The following is a 15797-nucleotide window of genomic DNA, read 5'->3' on the forward strand; positions in this document are numbered from 1 at the left end:
ACCTGATCAGGCTGTGTCGCGACCGGGACAGCTGCGGGTTCGCAAACCGTCGCGTACGCCTGGCGTCACTTCGGGGTATGCTGCCGCGGCCACGCATCGTGGCTCGCGCGAAGGAAACCCCATGAGAGCCGGCGTCGCTGTCACCCTCCTTGTCTCCTCTTCCTTCCTCGCCGCCTGCTCCGGCGGCGGCTCATCGGCCGGAGACGGCGGGACCGGAGGCACGGCCGGATCCGGCGGCGCCGCGGGGACGGGCGCCGCCGGTACGGGCGGCTCTTCGGGCGTGGGCGGCGCGGGCGGCGCGGGCCCGAGCGAGCCGATCGATCTTTGCGCGGGCCTCGTGCAGGACAAGGACGCGCGCCCGATGACCGAGCTCGCCAGGCCGGCGCTCGGGGAGGCCGTCACCGACGCCGAGTTCGGCACCACGATCCGCCGGATCACGGCGGTCGCGCCGGGCGGCGGGAACGACCCGGTCATCAAGCCGATGTACTCGACCATCTCGGCGTGGAACGCGGACGAGTCGAGGCTCATCCTCTTCTCGGTCGCGGCCGGCGAGCATCAGCTCTACGACGGCAAGACATACGAGTTCATCGAGGCGCTCGACATCTCGCCTGCGGACATCGAGCAGGTGTACTGGCACACCTCCGATCCCGACGTCCTGTTCTACGTGGACGACAAGGACTTCATCCGTTACCACGTCGGCGCCGGGACGAAGGAGGTCGTGACGACGTTCGACTTCTGCTCGGGCGGCGCGAGCGCGGGCAGCGACCCGCTGTTCATGTCGTGGGATTCGAACCGCATCGGCCTCGCGTGCGACGAACAGGTGTTCCTCTATGATATCGGCCAGAATACGGTGCTCGCCAGGAAGGCGCTCGACGAGAACCCCGCCCAGGTCGCGCCGAGCGGGACGCTCGCGTTCCTGAGCGACAGCGGCGGCGTGACCGATCCGCAGCTGAACGTGGTGCGCACGCTGGACCTGCTGGAGCCGTACGGCCACGCGTCGCTGAGCATGGTGAACGGCCACGACACCTGGAACGGGGCTGTCTATGATCCCGGCCCCGGCGGCAACGACGACATCGGGCTCCTCGTGACATGGGATCTCGCGGAGGGCACCTCGAAGGTGGTCATTGGCCCGGAGACGGGGTGGCCCTATCCCCCGACGGGGCACATCTCGGGGATGGCGTACAAGCAGCCGGGGTGGGTCTTCGTGTCGTCGATCGGCGATGCGTCGGGCGGAGGGGTGCTCGACATGGAAAACCTGATCGCCGACACGAGCACGGGCAAGGTCTGCCGGATTGGCCGCCACCGGAGCTGGGGCAAGGAGAACACCCACCTCACCGAGCCGTACTGGGCCGAGCCGCACACCGTGCCCAGCCCCAGCGGCACGCGCGCCGTGTTCGGGAGCGACTGGGGCAACGGGGATACCGTCGACGCCTACGTGATCGAGCTGCCCAGCTACGAGCCGTGATGACGGGACGCGACGGGTCGCGCTGGCGTGCCGGAGGTGCTCCCGGTCGTGTCCGTGCTGCCGATCGCCCCTCGCTCCCGCCACCGCCGGAGCTCGAGTCCGAGGGTGAGAAATCCCAGCCCGGAAAGGCAATGAAGACGCCGGAGGGAAGCGCAGCGTCGAGCGTGCCGTTCGCCCTTGTCTTGCGCGCCGCGGCCGACATTCTACGCGCCCATGTCCGCCACGCCCGAGCCCGCTCCTCCCCTCGTCCTCGTCGCCGCCGCCGTCATCATCGAGCGCGGCCGCGTCCTGCTCACGCAGCGCAAGGCGGGCGCGCACCTCGAGGGCGCGTGGGAGTTCCCCGGCGGCAAGGTCGAGGCCGATGAGGACCCGCGAGACGCCCTGATCCGCGAGCTGCGCGAGGAGATCGGCGTCGAGGCCCAGGTCGGCGACATCGTCGAGGTGACCTATTACCGCTATCCGAAGAAGCCGGTGCTCCTCCTCTTCTACGCCGCCGTCCTCGCCGAGGGCTCGCCCGCGCCCGCCGCGCTCGACGTCGCCGCCGTGCGCTGGGCCGAGGCGGCCGATCTCCGGGACGAGCTCTTTCCCCCCGCCGACGTCGCGGTGCTCGCCAAGGTGCGCGCGCGCCTCGCGGGAGCCTAGCCGCGCCGTCGGGGCTCACATGGCAGGGGGGCACGCCTCGCCGCGGACGTCGCCGATGAGGCTCGCGAGCCGCTGGGCAGGCAGCTCGCCGACGGCGCGCTCCACCTCCTGCCCTGCGGCGTCGACGCTGAGGAACGTCGGCACGAAGCGCACGCCGTAGCGGGCAGCGAGCGCCCGCCCGCGCGGGTCGTCGACCTGGATGCGCAGGACGGTGCCGTCCTCCCCGGCGCAGCGCGCCTCGAGCTCCTTCATGAGCGGCGCCATGCGCTCGCACACCGCGCAGTGCGCGCTCTCGAACTCGAGCAGCCGAGGCATCCCCTCGGGCAGCGCGACGTCGCCGTGCGCCACGGCGCCCTCCGGGGCCGCGCACGCGCCGGCGGGGCCGACCTCGCAGGGCGCGCCCGCGTCCAGGGCCGCCGCGGGCGCCGGCGAGAGGGCGTCCAGACGGCCGGCAGCGACCGCGATCCCGGCGGCCACGAGCAGCGCCCCCGTCAGGCGCTGGAGGGCCGGCGTGGCCGGCATCACGCGGCGCGCGAGCTCTACGGCAGCCGGCCCGACGAAGGCCGCGGCGACGAGCGGCGCGGCGAGGCCCGCGGCGTAAGCGCCGAGCTGGATCGCGCCGGTGAGCGGGCTCGCGCCCGCGCTGGCCGAATAGGTCAGCGCGGCGCCGAGCACCGGGCCGACGCACGGCGTCCACCCCGCCGCGAAGGCGATCCCGAAGAGCATGCCCCCCCAGAAGCCGCCCGCGCTCGGGAGGCGGGAGAGGAGCGGGCGCGCCTCGCGCTCCAGCCACGGGAGGCGCAGCACGCCGAGGAGCTTCGCGCCGAAGAGCGCCAGGATCACGCCGGACGCGACGGTGAACGCGCGCCGGTGGGGCGCGAGGACCGCGGCGATCGCCGAGGCGCCGGCGCCGAGCGCGACGAGCACGATCGCGAGGCCGATCGCGAAGCCGACACCGGCGAGGCGCACGCCGCGCTTCGCCGCCGCGGGGTCCGGACCGCCGAGCGCCCCGGCGCCGCCGAGGGCCGACAGGTAGACGGGGAGCATCGGGAGCACGCAGGGCGACGCGAACGTCAGCAGCCCCGCGCCGAAGAGCGTCAGCAATGAACCGATCGTCATCATGGGTCCTCGAGATCGACGGGATCAGCGCCCGAAAAGCGCCGGCGCGAGCGCCGCTGCGTCCACTTCAGCCACCGCGAGCACCGGCTGCTCCACGCTCCTCGCGCAGATCGCGTTGCCGAGCGGCCCCTGGGTGCACCCCACGCTGCGCCCCGCGAGCGCGCGCGCCGCCGTCGCGGCGCCGGAGCCGGGCGGCGGCACGAACACCGTGAGCGGCTTGTCCCCGCTCTCATACATGAGCGCCGCCGTGCGGGTGCCGCCGATCTGGCAGAGGCGCGCCCCGAGCAGCCGGGCGCCGGACACCGGCGGGACGGTCACCGCGTAGCCGAGCTTCCCCTCGAGCCACCCGGCGACGGCGCCCGGATCGGAGGACTCGAAGTCGCACGGGCGCTCGCGCGCGAAGCCCCGCACGTGATGGCTCACGAGCTCGTCGGCCATCGCCGCGCTCACGCCCCGGCTCGGGCTGCCGACGAGCAGCGCGGCGGCCGCCGCGACCGCGGCGAGGGCGGCCGTGATCGCCCAGGGGCCGCGGCGCCGCGCGCGCGCGTTCCGCGCGGCGGCCTCCGCCCGATCGCGCAGGCGCTCCGGGACCTCCCCGTCCGCCTTCGCGACGAGCGCGCGCCGCACGCCGCCGAGGACCTCCGCGGCGCGCCGGCAGGGCCCGCAGCTAGCGACGTGCGCCTCGATCCGCGCCGCGTCTTCGGGCGTCACCTCGTCGTCGTGCCACGCCGAAATGTTCTCGAACCACTCGCGGTTGCACCCTGCCATGACGTCTCCTCGCATCGTTCGGAGAGGCCCTCGACGAGCGCGAGCCGCGCCCTCGAGAGCCGTGATCGTACCGTGCCCACCGGGCACCCCTGGAGATCCGCGATCTCCTCGTAGGAGAGCTCCTCGACCTCCCGCAGGAGCAGCGCCTCGCGCCACTCCGGGGGCAAGCGCGCGAGCGCGCGCTCGACCTCGTCCGCGAAGCCGCGCTCGAGCAGCTCCGCCTCCAGATCTCCCTGCGGCTCCGGCACCGACTCGGCGCCGCGGCCGCCCTCGATCACCTCGAGCCGCTGCCGCGCGCCGCGCGTCGCGTTGAGCAGCACCGATCGCTCGATGCGGAGCAGCCACGAGCGCATGCGATCCTCGTCGCGCAGATCGGTGTGCCGCTCGATCGCGCGCACGACCGTCGCCTGCGCCAGATCCTCGGCGTCCTGCTCCGAGCGCGTCAGGCGGCGCGCCGCGCGCAGGAGGCACGGGAGCTCGGTGAGGAGCCGATCGACGAACGACGTGTGGGGAGACGTGGGCATGGGCTGGACCGGGAGCAGGAGGGCTGTGCGCCGCCTCGTTCCCCAGACACTCTGAGGACACGGCGAGCCCCGCGAAAAGTTCCTGACCGTCACGCCTCGCCGGGATCCCGGCGTGCCGACGGCTCGCGGCGGTTTCGTCCTCGGGCGACGAGGTGCGAGCGGCTAGCCCGTCGCCGGGCTGGGCCCGAGCTGCGCGGCCGCCGCTCAGCCGGCGATGCCGGCCCGCCTGGCCGAGAAGGGCGACAGATCGAGCGGCGGCTCCTCTCCGGCGATCAGCGCCGCCACGATCTTTGCCGTCACCGGGGCGAGCAGGACGCCGTTGCGGAAGTGCCCTGTCGCGAAGATCAGGTTCGCGATCTCCCCCTCGCCGAGGATCGGCAGCGCGTCCTTCGGGTGGGGCCGGAGGCCGGCCCACGTCCTGCCGATCGGCGCGTCGCCGAGCGCGGGCACGAGCCGGAGCGCCGCGGTCAGGAGGTCGCGCACGGCGCGCGACGTCACCGCGGTCACGTAGCCGGCGAACTCCATGGTCGCGCCGACGAGCACGCGCCCGTCGTCGCGCGGCGACAGGTAGCACCCGGGGCCGAAGACCACCTGCGAGAGCACGGGCGTCGCGGGCGTGAGCTCGACGATCTGCCCGCGCACCGGCCGCACCGCGGAGGGCGCGAGGCCCGACGCCTCGAGCAGGGACGACCAGCTCCCGGCGGCGAGCACCGTCCAGCGCGCCTCGACCTTCGTCCCGTCCTCGAGCTGCGCGCCGCGCGCGTGCTCCCGCTCGACCACGATGCGCCGGACGGTCGCGCCCGTGCTGAACTGCACGCCCGCGCGCTCCGCCGCGATGCGCAGCGCGCGCATGAGCGACGGCGGATCGATGCGCGCCTCGTCGGCGAGCCACGCGCCGCCGGCGACCTCGTCGCAGAGCGCCGGCGCGTGAGCGCGCGCCCCGTCGCCGTCGCAGATCTCGACGGCGAGGCCGGCTTCTCGCTGCCACGCGAGCTCGCGCGCGATCTCTTCACGTCCTTCAGCGGTGAACGCCACGCGCAGGGCGCCGCTCTGCCGGTACCCGACGTCGATCCCCGTCGCCTCGACGAGCGACCCGGCGAGCTCCGCGTACAGGGCGCGGCTCGCGAGGCAGAGCCGCGCGAGGGGGCCGTCGCCCGTGGCCTCGAGCTGGGGGCCGATGATCCCCGCCGCCGCCCACGAAGCGCCCTCGCCCTGGTTGCGCTCGAGGACGCGGACAGACAGCCCGCGCCGCGCCAGGGCCAGCGCCGAGGCGCACCCGGCCACGCCGCCGCCGATCACCACCACGTCGCTCATCGGCGCGTGCATAGCACGCCGGGCGCCGAGGGCAGCCACACAACCTGGAGCGCAGCGAGCGCGGCGCACTGCGACATGGGAGCGGGGGCTGGGGCGCGGGATGCGTCGGCGGAGGGGAGGACTTATCGACGAGCGACCGCGGGGCGGCGTCGGGGCGTGCGCCTTTCGGAGCACTTGCGCTGGGGAGACCCGGCAGGGTGGGGGGAAGCGTTGCCGATACCTGGCAGGGGTAGGGGGAAGCGTTGGCGGATGCCCGACCAGCTTGGAGGAGAAGCAACGGGTTGACGGTGTGCTCGCCCGCGAGAAGGGGCTAGGTTTCTGAGGTCACGGAGGTTTGTATGCGGGTAACCCTGGAAATCCGAGAGGACGCGTTCCGTACACCCAAAACCCCGGAGCAAGTCGCGGAGGAGATGCGGCAGGCGGCGGCGGTCTTCTGGGTTGCTCGAGGGGACGTCGCGCCGGACGCTGTCAAAGATATCACGCTGGCCGCTCCCGTTGAGCTCTCAGCCCCCGCTGAGAAGGAGATGGCGCCACGCGGTACGGGATCAGCCTCCGGCACGGAGGTCGGGCGCCCGAAAGACTTCAAGGCGTTCCTCCTGTCGATGCCCGATGTGGGGGATGATTCCCTCTTCGAGCGTCCCCTCGACTATGGCCGTGAGGTTGACTTGTGCGATACCTGATGGACACCAACGTAGTATCCGAATTGCGCAAGAGAAATCGACGCCATCCCGGTGTCGGCGCCTGGTTTGCGGCGACGGCCGGGGAAGACCTCTTTTGTCCGTCCTTGTCATCGGAGAGCTTCAAAAGGGGATCGCAGCGCTGCGTCGCACCGACGCCCGTGCGGCCACATCTATTGAAGCTTGGGCTTCAGCGCTGGAGGTGGACTACGGCGACAGGGTGTTGCCGGTAACCTTGGAGATCTCGCGAATGTGGGGCCGACTCTCGGCACAGGATCCACTCCCGATAATCGATGGCCTTCTGGCCGCGACCGCCATCGTCAATGGACTTACGCTGGTGACCCGAAACGTGCGCGATGTGGCGAGAACCGGTGTCGCACTGCTCAATCCATTTGATATCTCAGCTCCCGAGCAAGGCTGACAACACCTCTATCAAACCCTGGTACAAGGCGTCAGACGCGCGAGGAGCTTCGAGCCAACAGGCCCCTAGACGCCGCATCCTCCGCTCGCGTCAGCGCGGCGTGCGCGCGCAACGATCGCTACTCCGACGGCCCTCCGCCGGTCTCCTTGGCTGCCGTTGCAGGTTCGGGCGCCTTTGTCGCGGCCTCTGGCGCCTTGGCGGCGTCGGGCGCCGCTTCCTTCGGCGCCTTTGCAGCAGCCTTCGGCGCCTTTGCGGCCTCGGGTGCCGCGCCCTCCGCCGCCTCCGGCGCCGCGCCCTCCGCCGCCTTCGGCGCCGCGCCCTCCGCCGCCTTCGCCGGGGCTGCCTTCGCCTTCTTCTCCTTCGCGGCCTTCGCCTCGAGCGCGCCCGCCGCGATCGGCTCGCGCTTGCCGTGGCCGACCGCGCGCGGATCGCCGTACGGGAACGCCGCGCTGCCGCTTGCGTCGATCGGCTTGCGCGGGGCCTCCGGATCCGTCGCCGGGCTCGGCGGCGGCGCGATCGGCCGCGGCGCGCGCAGCCTGTTGCCAGGGCCGGCCTGGGTCCACACCTGCACGTCGCCGAGCACGCGCGTCCTGTTCGCCATCCGCCGCTGGCCGCGCGCGCCGAGCAGCTTCTCCAGGAACGTCGGGGGCGACGTCGCGCCGGGCTCCCCCTTCACCCAGCACGTGTAATCGCCGATGCCGGTGCCCCGGAACGCCTCGCGGCAGACCGCTATCCCGAGCTCGGCCGCGATGTCGCTGAGGAGACGACCCGGCGAGGTCTCGACCGTCCTGTGCTCGTTGACGAAGGTGACCTTGGGCATCGGTGGGCGGGAGCGTCCTGCTCCCCTGCCGCGAGCGCGTCAAGAAGCGCGGCGCGCGTCCCTCGCGTCCCGCACGCGGTGGAGCACCCGCGCGATGCCGACCAGGTTCCAGCCCGCGAACCCCACGAACAGCGCGACGAGCGCGACCGCCCAGCGCGACGCGCGCGGCGAGCTGCCGTCGATGAGCAGCCAGGCGTCGTCCGTCACGGCCGTCCCCGCCTGCTCCTCCACCTCGGCGGCCAGCCGCGCGTGCCGGATGCCCGCGCTCTTGAACGGCACGAGCCGCCCCGCGAACGTGCTCGGCGGGACGAAGCGCGGGCCCTCGAACCCCTCCGGCACCCGGATCTCCACCCACAGCCCCGGGTTGCCCGCCACCGGCGCCAGCCGGAACGAGTCGCCCTCCGCGGCGCGCCCGTACCGGATGGCGCCGCGCGTCCCGAGCAGGCCGACGGCCCGCACGTAGCGGTTGGCGAGGTCCGCCTGCGGCCGCAGCGACGCGAGCTCTCCCACGTCCGTCGGCTGTCCCGGCGACAGCGCGTAACGCGCCTCCCCGAGGAGCGCGACGGCCATCCACAGCGCGGCGATCGCGGTCGCCGCCATCAGCGCCACCGTGACCGTGCGCTCCTGCTTCGGGGGCGACGGCAGCGCGAGCAGCTCCGGATCGGGCCCCGCCACGTCGAGGCCATCGCCGCCCGGGCCGCGCGGGCCGGACGTCATGGATTCCAGGGTCGAGGTCGGGTCGGTGGGCACGCTTCGTCGAGTATATAGCCGGAGCGCCGGCCGCGGTGCACCGCCGTCTCGCCGGTCCTCGGACGAGGGGAGGAGCGGGCTCGGGCGTGGCGGCCCTGGGCGCGCAGGACGTCGGGCGCGGCGCGCGAGACATGGGCGAACGACACGCTCCCGGCGCGCGTGCGCGGGCTCAGCACCAGCACACCGGGTTGCCCGTGGCCACCGAGGCCTCGAAGACCCGCCGCAGGGAGCCGAGGATCTGCTCGAAATCGGCGATGCCCAGCGCGCGCTGCTTCACGTGGAAGGAGCGCGGATACGCCGAGCGGACGCGCCCTCTACCGTCCTGCATTCGACCGTCGGGCCAAGGAATGCACCCGCCGGGAACGGCGATCCTGGACTCGAATTCGCGTCCCGTGTCGAGGTTCCGGAGCAGCACGCGGCCGTCCTCGTGGGCCTCGGTGCGCTCGGGCTCCAGCAGGATCTGCGCGACGCGCAGGGCGCGGAACAGCTCGCAGGGCGGCGCTTCGCGGCTCTGAACGAAGAAGCCGTTCACGTCGAAGCCGAGGTCGATCTGCTCCGAGCCGCTCATGATGAAGATGCCGTCGTACTGCGGAATGAAGTCGTAGAGCTCATCGCCGGTCTCGGAATCGACCAGGAAGGCCGAGCGGACGGAGGCGACGAGCTCCGCGAACCGCGCGAGCTCTCCCAGCGCGTGCGCGCTGGCTTCGGCCAGCATCATGCCGCCGTTCGCCGCCGGCAGCTCGGCCTGCAGCGTCGGGAAATGCTGCCAGCCGATCCTATCGAGCGCCGCCTGGAACGCCCTGAGACCTGCCCAGTTCGAGATCCACTCGGAGGCGAGGCACATGCGTGGGTGCGGGCAGCAGTCCTCCATCCATGCATAGAACGCGTCGTGCGCGTCCCGGCGCTCCTCGGGGAGCGTCAGGCAAAGCTGTCCATCTTCATCGAACCCCACGTGCTCCGCGTGCGGGGGCGGCGTCCGCGTCGTCCCGTCGAGCCAGCATCTGCACATCACGGTCGCGTCCAGGCCCATTCGTGCGCCTCTCGTGTGGCTCGCACCAGCCGGCGGGAGCCCCGCCGCGCGAGCGTCCGTCGGCGGGGCTCCGAGTCTAGCCCGTGCCTTCGCCCATCAGGAACCGCGCGGCGCGATCGCCGAGCCGGCGCCCGGACACGCGCCGGGGGCGGCGGGGGCGGCACCCTCCCATGGCCGGCAGGGTCACGAGGCGCCGCACGCACCGTCGAGCGGACCACCGCCCTCTCGGGCTGCCCTCGAGCTCGCCGCACGCTCGCCCGGCCGCGGCGCAGGGGCCGCGCCGCGCGCTTGCCCGCAAGCGGCGCCTTGCCTAGCCTAGCCGCGATGCCCTCGAAGAACGACAGCTCCATCGTGTGCCCGTCATGCGGCGCGAACAACGCCTCCGTGACGGCGAGCGGGCGCTGCATCGCGTGCGGCGCCAGGATGGGCTCGCTCGCGCCTTTCCGCGACTCCGAGCTCGATCGCCACCGCCGCTACCAGCAGGAGGGCTTCTCGATCCTCTGGTGCCTCATCGCCCTCGTCCTGCAGAGCGTGCTCACCGCGGCCCTCGTCGGCGGCCTCCCCATGATCGTGCAGCAGCTCGACTTCGAGGGGTCGAACGGGATGATCGTCGCCATCCCCGTCTGGTTCATCGGCGGCGTCCTCCTCGGCATGATCTCGCCCGGCAAGACGTTCCTCGAGCCGGTCGTCGCGTCGTTCCTCGTCGCGATCCCGACCGTGTTCTACCTCCTGCACAGCCAGACCGTCCGGACGATGCCGCTGTTCATGTACGTGATCATGGCGCTCATCGGCGTGCTCTTCACGCTGATCGGCTCTTACCTCGGCGAGCGCATCCAGATGGGCCCGCCCGCGAAGCCGGCCGACTGAGGGCGCCCAGCGTGACGACGAGGCCCGGCGCGACGGGCAGCGCAGGGGCAGCAGGCGCAGCAGGGGCAGTGAAGGCGGCAGGGGCAGCGAACGCGGCAGGGGCGGCAGGCGCAGCAGGGACGGCGGGCGCAGCAGGGACGGCCGTCCGGCGGATCGCGCCGGCGAAGCGGATCGCCGCGGCGCTCGCCGCCGTCGCCATGGCCCAGGCGGCGCCCGGGTGCGGCCGGTCGGCCGAGCAGCAGGAGGCGGACGCGCTCCTGCATGCGATCGACGTCCTCCGCGATGCGCCGAGCGAGCCGCGCGAAGCGCGCGAGGCGCTGCTGGCGGAGCTCGAGCGCCAGCCCGCATCGACGCCGCCCGCCGCGAGCGCCAAGGACACGTGCGCGCGGGCCTACCGCCTGCTGCTCGACGCGACGGCCGCCGAGGCGCGCGTCCGCGCCCTGCTCGAGGCGCCCGACGGGGCCGCCGGGCCCGGCGCGCTGGCGGATCTCGCCGCGGCGGACGCCAAGGTCAAGGAGAGCGCCGAGGTCATGCCGAGGTGCGCCGAGGCGCTCGCGATCCTCCGCCGCTCGGGCCGGCGCGGGATGTGACGGCCCGCGTCGACGGCGCCCACGTCGGCCGAGGCCGCGTCGGCCGCGTCCGCGTCGCCCGAGGCGCCCGCGCCGCGCGCCCCCTGGGAGAGGGGCGCCGGCCGCGCCCGCGCCGCGCGTCGCGCGGCGTTGAAGAGGGCAAGGGCATCCGCGCTCGCGGTCCCCTGTGCTAAGACCCGCCCTGCCATGTTCGACACGCTGACACGGGGCTTTCGTCAGGCCAGAAACCGCCTCGCCGGGCTCACGGAGCTCACCGCGAGCAACATCGACGTCGCGCTCCGCGAGGTAAGGCTCAGCCTGCTCGAGGCCGACGTCGAGATCGGGGTGGTCAAGGCGTTCCTTGCCCGGGTCAAGGAGGCCGCGGTCGGCCGCACCCTGGAGACGCGCGTGAAGCACGCCGGCGAGGTCCACCAGGTCTCGGCGAGCGACCACTTCATCAAGATCTGCCACGACGAGCTCGAGGCGATGATGACCCACGAGGGCGACGAGATCGCCTGGGCCGACGGCGGGCCCACGGGCATCATGATGGTCGGCCTCCAGGGCTCCGGGAAGACGACGAGCTGCGCGAAGCTCTCGCGCTACCTCGAGAAGCAGGGGAAGAAGCCGCTGCTCGTCGCGGCCGACATGCAGCGCCCCGCGGCCGTCGAGCAGCTCAAGGTCCTCGGCGAGTCGCTCAAGATCCCCGTGTTCAACATCCCGGGCGAGTCGCCGGTCGCCATCTGCGCCGCCGCCCGCGGCGAGGCGAAGCGGCTCGGCCGTGACGTCATCATCTACGACACCGCCGGCCGCCTCGCGATCGACGAGCCGCTCATGCAGGAGCTCGCGCAGATCAAGGACGCGACCAAGCCCGAGAACATCTTCCTCGTGGTCGACGCCATGATCGGCCAGGACGCCGTGAAGACGGCGCGCGGCTTCAACGAGCGGCTGTCGATCGGCGGCGTCGTGCTGACGAAGCTCGACGGCGACGCCCGCGGCGGCGCGGCGCTCAGCATCAAGGAGGTGACGGGCGCGCCCGTGCTCTTCACCGGCATCGGCGAGACGACGGACAAGTTCGAGCCGTTCCGCGCCGACGGCATGGCGAGCCGCATCCTCGGCATGGGCGACGTCGTCGGCCTCATGCAGGACTTCGAGGAGGTCGTCGACCAGAAGAAGGCCGAGAAGGACGCCGCGCGGATGCTCCAGGGCGACTTCACGCTCGAGGACTTCCTCGATCAGGTGCGGATGATCCAGAAGATGGGATCGCTGAAGGATCTCGTCGACAAGCTGCCCCTCGGCGGCATGTTCCCGGGCGGCCTGCCCCAGGACGTGAACCTCGACGACCGGGAGCTCGTCCGCATCGAGGCGATCATCCAGTCGATGACCCGCTTCGAGAAGAGCGACCCGTACGCGCTGGTCCGCGAGCCGAAGCGGGTGGAGCGCATCGCGAAGGGCTCGGGCTCGAAGCCCGAGGCCGTGAGCGAGCTCGTCCAGAAGTTCCTGTTCATGCGCCAGATGATGAGCGGCCTCGGCCAGAACATGGGCCTCATGGGCAAGATCCCCGGCATGAAGCAGATGGCCATGGCCAAGAACATGCGGGAGATGCAGAAGCAGATGATGGCCGGCGGCGGCCTGCCCGGGATGGGGATGCCGGGCATGGGCTTTCCGGGGATGGGCTTCCCGGGCATGGGGATGCCCGGGCTGGGGATGCCGGGCATGGGCGGCTTCCCGGGCGCCGGCGCCGGTGGCCCGAACATGACGAAGATGAAGACGCTCAGCGCCTCCGAGCGCAACGCGAAGAAGGCGCAGCGCAAGCGCGAGCGCGACGCCCGCAAGAAGGGGCGGAAGTAGCGGCGGCCGCGTGCGCGGGCCCTGCGGCCGGCGGCGCGCTGCTGACGGTGCGCACGGCCCGCACGGCGCGCACGGCGCGTACGCTCGCGCGCGGGCGCTCGCGCTTGTCGCCGTGGCCTTCGCCGCCGCGTGCTCCCGGGGCGGCGGGGGCGAGCAGGAGGCGGCGCCGTCCGGGGCGACGGGTCGCTCGCCAGCGCCGGCGAGCAGCGGCGCAGGCGCCGGGCAAGGTCAGAGACGACCGCCTGCTCCCGTGAAAGAGCTCTCGGTGCGCAAGCTCGCGCCCGGCGCGGCGATCGTCATCGACGGCCGCCTCGACGAGCCGGCGTGGCAGGCCGCGGCGACGACAGGCCCGTTCGTCAACGTGGGCACGGGCCGCGAGGATCGGTCGCTGCCGACGCAGGGCGAGGCGCGGCTGCTCTGGGACGACGGGTTCCTCTACGTCGGATTCGACGTCAGCGACAGGACGCTCACCGGCGGGTTCCCCCAGGGCGCGCGGGATCCGCACCTCTGGGAGCGGGATACCGTCGAGGTGATGATCGATCCGGACGGAGACGGAGATAATAAAGACTATTACGAAATCCAGATAAACCCTCAGAACCTCGTCTTCGACTCGCAGTTCGACGACTACAACGCTCCAAGGGGCGGCCCGAGCGGGCCTTTCGGTCATGAGGAGTGGAGCGCGGGGCTCGCGAGCGCGGTCGCGCTGGGAGGGACGCTCGACGACGACTCGGACGAGGACCGGGGGTATGTCGTCGAGGCGAAGATCCCGTGGAGCTCGTTCGCGAAGGCGAAGGCCGCGCCGCCGGCGCCGGGGGACGCGTGGCGGATGAACTTCTACGCCATGCAGAACAACGGTGGGGCGGCGTGGTCGCCCATCCTGGGGGAGGGGAACTTCCACAGGGCGCGGCGGTTCGGTCGGGTCCGGTTCGTCGGAGCCGGGGGCGAGACGGGCGGCGCGGGGGCGCCCGCGCGCGACGCGGGCCCGGCGCCCGCGACGGCGCCCTCCGCGTCGGCCGGTCCCAAGCAGGGCTACCGGGTTGATCCGCTGGACCGCTGAGCTGCGCGTCCGGCGTCTCGAGCAACAGAACAGCGAACCCCGTTGCGGCGCGAGCCCTCCGTGGAAAGGGAAACAGAGGATGTTCACGAAGCTCGGACTCCGGAACTTCAAGTCCTGGCGTGGCGCACATGCGTTCGACCTCAGGCCGCTCACGCTGGTGCTCGGCGTCAACTCGGCCGGCAAGACGAGCCTGCTGCAGCCGCTCTTGCTCCTGAAGCAAACCATCGAGTCGCCCGACCGGCTCCTGGCGCTCAACCTGGGTGGGCAGCCCGGTGAGATGCTGGACCTCGGCAGGCTCTCCGACGTCGTCTCCGGGGGCGACGTGCGCGCCGGGCTCGGCTTCCGCCTGACGTTCGGCCCCGTGAGCATCGGGAAGGGGGCCGCGCCGCGCACGCTCGATTCCGTGGACTACGAGGTGGAGGTTGGCGCCGGCGAGGATGAGAATCCCTACGTGGAGCGGCTCTCGTACGCCACCGCCGAGGGCGCCTACGCCGTCGCGCGCCAGCGAGACGGCGCCTACGCGCTCTCCGCGCCGGGCGGCCCCTTGCCCGACGACCGGCGAGCTCGGCGGACCTACGAGCCCGAGCGCTCCGTCGGCTTCTCGGCCGATGCGGTCGCCGCCCTCGGCGCCGCGGGGGCGGACGCGCAGGATCTCGCGCTCGCGCTGACGCGGGAGCTCCGGCGGCTCGCCTACCTCGGGCCCCACCGGAGCGTGCCCACGCGCCACTACGCCTGGACGGGGCGCTCGATAGGACAGCTCGGATCGAGCGGCGAGCACGCGATCCCGGCGCTGATCGCGAGCCTCGTCGGCCGCCACGCCGACGGGTCCGAGCGGGGCCGCCTCGTCGAGCAGGTCTCCGCGGGGCTCGCGCGGCTCGGGGTCGCGGACAGGATGGAGATCGAGCGCCAGGCGACGACGTTCTTCCAGGTCATGATCACCTTCCAGGGCCACCGGACCAACCTGCTCGACGTCGGCTTCGGGGTTTCCCAGGTCCTGCCCGTGGTCACGGCGGCGTACTTCGCGCCCGAGGGCTCGACGGTCATCATGTCGGAGCCCGAGCTCCACCTGCACCCGCTGGCGCAATCCGCGCTCGGCGATCTGCTCGTCGAGGCCGTGCGAGAGCGCGGGGTGCAGCTCCTCGTGGAGACGCACTCGGAGCACCTCTTCCGGCGGATCCAGACGCTGATGGCCGAGGAGCGCATCACGCCGGACGAGTGCGCCATGTACTTTGCCCGGTGCCATGGAGGGGATTCGGTGCTCGAGCCGCTCGAGGTGAACGAGTACGGGCGGGTCGCGAACTGGCCCGACAAGTTCTTCGGTGACACGGTGGGCGAGGTCGAGCGACAGATGGAGCGGATGCTCGACCGCATGGAGAAGGACGAGCAACGTGGCTGATCACGTCGTCGACACCAACGTGCTCATCGTCGCGAGCGCCGCCGATCCTGCCTCGCCGTTCAAGGACACCCACGTCCCGACGAGCGAGCGGAGGATCGTCTTCGCGTGGCTCAAGGATTTTCGCGCCGATGACGGGCGCCGTCTGATCATCGACAGGGCCCGCGGCATCCTGCGCGAGTACAGGAAGAAGCTGACGGCCCAGGACTACGGCATCGTCGTGGCGATGGAGAAGCTCCGGACGGCGGCGTTCGTCTCCGTGCAGTACGACGGCGAGTACGCCGTCGTGCCCGAGGGGCTCGCTCGCTTCGACAACTCCGACAAGAAGCTCGTGGCGGCGCACCTCGCGCACCGGGCGGACGGCGGTCAGAGCACCATCGTCAACGCGTGCGACACCGACTGGCACGAGCACGAAGAGGCGCTCTCGGCAGAAGGGGTCATCGTGGAGCAGCTCCTCCCGGCGTGGTGCCAGATGGAGTTCTGGCGCAAGAACCCCGAGAAGATGCCTCCCGGCGCTCGATGATGCGCTTGCG

The 15797-nt window shown here is 72.5% G+C and carries 17 protein-coding genes; 10 read left to right on the top strand and 7 right to left on the bottom strand.

The features are described from left to right. The first annotated feature begins 121 nt into the window (after positions 1-121). Positions 122-1465 (top strand): hypothetical protein, encoded by a 1344-nt coding sequence (locus WMF29_RS44970; protein WP_437326189.1) that lies wholly within the window; start codon positions 122-124, stop codon positions 1463-1465. Positions 1466-1678: 213 nt separating this feature from the next. Further along, positions 1679-2107, top strand: a complete 429-nt coding sequence (locus WMF29_RS44975; RefSeq protein ID WP_437326190.1) for a (deoxy)nucleoside triphosphate pyrophosphohydrolase — start codon at positions 1679-1681, stop codon at positions 2105-2107. A gap of 15 nt (positions 2108-2122) precedes the next feature. Here WMF29_RS44975 and WMF29_RS44980 read toward each other — a convergent pair whose 3' ends face one another. From WMF29_RS44980 to thiO, 4 genes are all read right to left on the bottom strand, one after another. Beyond that, on the bottom strand, positions 2123-3229 hold the full coding sequence (locus WMF29_RS44980) for a cytochrome c biogenesis protein/redoxin (RefSeq protein ID WP_437326191.1): 1107 nt from the start codon (positions 3227-3229) through the stop codon (positions 2123-2125). A gap of 21 nt (positions 3230-3250) precedes the next feature. Continuing rightward, a complete protein-coding gene (locus WMF29_RS44985; protein ID WP_437326192.1) occupies positions 3251-3994 on the bottom strand; it encodes a zf-HC2 domain-containing protein in 744 nt (247 codons plus the stop codon). After that, entirely contained in the window at positions 3934-4518 is a 585-nt protein-coding gene (locus tag WMF29_RS44990; protein WP_437326193.1) for an RNA polymerase sigma factor, read from the bottom strand. The genes WMF29_RS44985 and WMF29_RS44990 overlap by 61 nt, the downstream gene beginning before the upstream one ends. Positions 4519-4722: 204 nt before the next feature. Beyond that, positions 4723-5832 (bottom strand): glycine oxidase ThiO, encoded by a 1110-nt coding sequence (gene thiO, locus WMF29_RS44995; RefSeq protein ID WP_437326194.1) that lies wholly within the window; start codon positions 5830-5832, stop codon positions 4723-4725. 338 nt (positions 5833-6170) lie between these two features. Here thiO and WMF29_RS45000 point away from each other — a divergent pair, with 338 nt between their 5' ends. Beyond that, positions 6171-6512 carry a hypothetical protein gene (locus WMF29_RS45000; RefSeq protein WP_437326195.1) on the top strand — a complete coding sequence of 114 codons (342 nt, stop codon included), beginning with the start codon at positions 6171-6173 and terminating at the stop codon, positions 6510-6512. A gap of 94 nt (positions 6513-6606) precedes the next feature. After that, entirely contained in the window at positions 6607-6930 is a 324-nt protein-coding gene (locus tag WMF29_RS45005) for a type II toxin-antitoxin system VapC family toxin (RefSeq protein ID WP_437326196.1), read from the top strand. Between the two features lie 118 nt (positions 6931-7048). Here the strand turns inward: WMF29_RS45005 and WMF29_RS45010 are convergent, their stop codons facing one another. The 3 genes from WMF29_RS45010 to WMF29_RS45020 form a co-directional block, all read right to left on the bottom strand. Next, a complete protein-coding gene (locus WMF29_RS45010; protein ID WP_437326197.1) occupies positions 7049-7750 on the bottom strand; it encodes a hypothetical protein in 702 nt (233 codons plus the stop codon). A gap of 39 nt (positions 7751-7789) precedes the next feature. After that, positions 7790-8500 (bottom strand): hypothetical protein, encoded by a 711-nt coding sequence (locus WMF29_RS45015; protein WP_437326198.1) that lies wholly within the window; start codon positions 8498-8500, stop codon positions 7790-7792. Positions 8501-8669: 169 nt separating this feature from the next. After that, positions 8670-9512, bottom strand: a complete 843-nt coding sequence (locus tag WMF29_RS45020; RefSeq protein WP_437326199.1) for a hypothetical protein — start codon at positions 9510-9512, stop codon at positions 8670-8672. 342 nt (positions 9513-9854) lie between these two features. Between WMF29_RS45020 and WMF29_RS45025 the strand changes: the two genes are divergently transcribed. The 6 genes from WMF29_RS45025 (at position 9855) to WMF29_RS45050 (ending at position 15787) form a co-directional block, all read left to right on the top strand. Then, on the top strand, positions 9855-10397 hold the full coding sequence (locus WMF29_RS45025; protein ID WP_044967211.1) for a hypothetical protein: 543 nt from the start codon (positions 9855-9857) through the stop codon (positions 10395-10397). Positions 10398-10408: 11 nt separating this feature from the next. Further along, on the top strand, positions 10409-10987 hold the full coding sequence (locus WMF29_RS45030) for a hypothetical protein (protein WP_437326200.1): 579 nt from the start codon (positions 10409-10411) through the stop codon (positions 10985-10987). Positions 10988-11173: 186 nt separating this feature from the next. Continuing rightward, complete coding sequence (ffh, locus tag WMF29_RS45035) at positions 11174-12814, top strand: signal recognition particle protein (RefSeq protein ID WP_437326201.1); 1641 nt, start codon at positions 11174-11176, stop codon at positions 12812-12814. A gap of 250 nt (positions 12815-13064) precedes the next feature. Further along, entirely contained in the window at positions 13065-13871 is an 807-nt protein-coding gene (locus tag WMF29_RS45040) for a carbohydrate-binding family 9-like protein (protein ID WP_437326202.1), read from the top strand. A 79-nt stretch (positions 13872-13950) separates the two neighbouring features. Beyond that, the gene (locus tag WMF29_RS45045; protein WP_437326203.1) at positions 13951-15267 is read left to right on the top strand and encodes a DUF3696 domain-containing protein; all 1317 of its coding nucleotides are present in this window, start codon (positions 13951-13953) and stop codon (positions 15265-15267) included. Then, positions 15260-15787: a hypothetical protein gene (locus WMF29_RS45050; RefSeq protein ID WP_437326204.1), complete on the top strand. Its 528-nt coding sequence runs from the start codon at positions 15260-15262 to the stop codon at positions 15785-15787. The genes WMF29_RS45045 and WMF29_RS45050 overlap by 8 nt, the downstream gene beginning before the upstream one ends. Positions 15788-15797 lie beyond the last annotated feature (10 nt).

Origin of the sequence: Sorangium sp. So ce381, from assembly GCF_051473845.1 — a bacterium.
GTDB classification, from domain to species: Bacteria; Myxococcota_A; Polyangia; order Polyangiales; family Polyangiaceae; genus Sorangium; species Sorangium atrum.

What these genes read in the sequence shown, in the direction of transcription:
- WMF29_RS44970 (WP_437326189.1), top strand. Translation starts at nt 122, where the DNA reads ATGAGAGCCGGCGTCGCTGTCACCCTCCTTGTCTCCTCTTCCTTCCTC.
- WMF29_RS44975 (WP_437326190.1), top strand. Translation starts at nt 1,679, where the DNA reads ATGTCCGCCACGCCCGAGCCCGCTCCTCCCCTCGTCCTCGTCGCCGCC.
- WMF29_RS44980 (WP_437326191.1), bottom strand. Translation starts at nt 3,229, where the DNA reads ATGATGACGATCGGTTCATTGCTGACGCTCTTCGGCGCGGGGCTGCTG.
- WMF29_RS44985 (WP_437326192.1), bottom strand. Translation starts at nt 3,994, where the DNA reads ATGGCAGGGTGCAACCGCGAGTGGTTCGAGAACATTTCGGCGTGGCAC.
- WMF29_RS44990 (WP_437326193.1), bottom strand. Translation starts at nt 4,518, where the DNA reads ATGCCCACGTCTCCCCACACGTCGTTCGTCGATCGGCTCCTCACCGAG.
- thiO (WP_437326194.1), bottom strand. Translation starts at nt 5,832, where the DNA reads ATGAGCGACGTGGTGGTGATCGGCGGCGGCGTGGCCGGGTGCGCCTCG.
- WMF29_RS45000 (WP_437326195.1), top strand. Translation starts at nt 6,171, where the DNA reads ATGCGGGTAACCCTGGAAATCCGAGAGGACGCGTTCCGTACACCCAAA.
- WMF29_RS45010 (WP_437326197.1), bottom strand. Translation starts at nt 7,750, where the DNA reads ATGCCCAAGGTCACCTTCGTCAACGAGCACAGGACGGTCGAGACCTCG.
- WMF29_RS45025 (WP_044967211.1), top strand. Translation starts at nt 9,855, where the DNA reads ATGCCCTCGAAGAACGACAGCTCCATCGTGTGCCCGTCATGCGGCGCG.
- ffh (WP_437326201.1), top strand. Translation starts at nt 11,174, where the DNA reads ATGTTCGACACGCTGACACGGGGCTTTCGTCAGGCCAGAAACCGCCTC.
- WMF29_RS45045 (WP_437326203.1), top strand. Translation starts at nt 13,951, where the DNA reads ATGTTCACGAAGCTCGGACTCCGGAACTTCAAGTCCTGGCGTGGCGCA.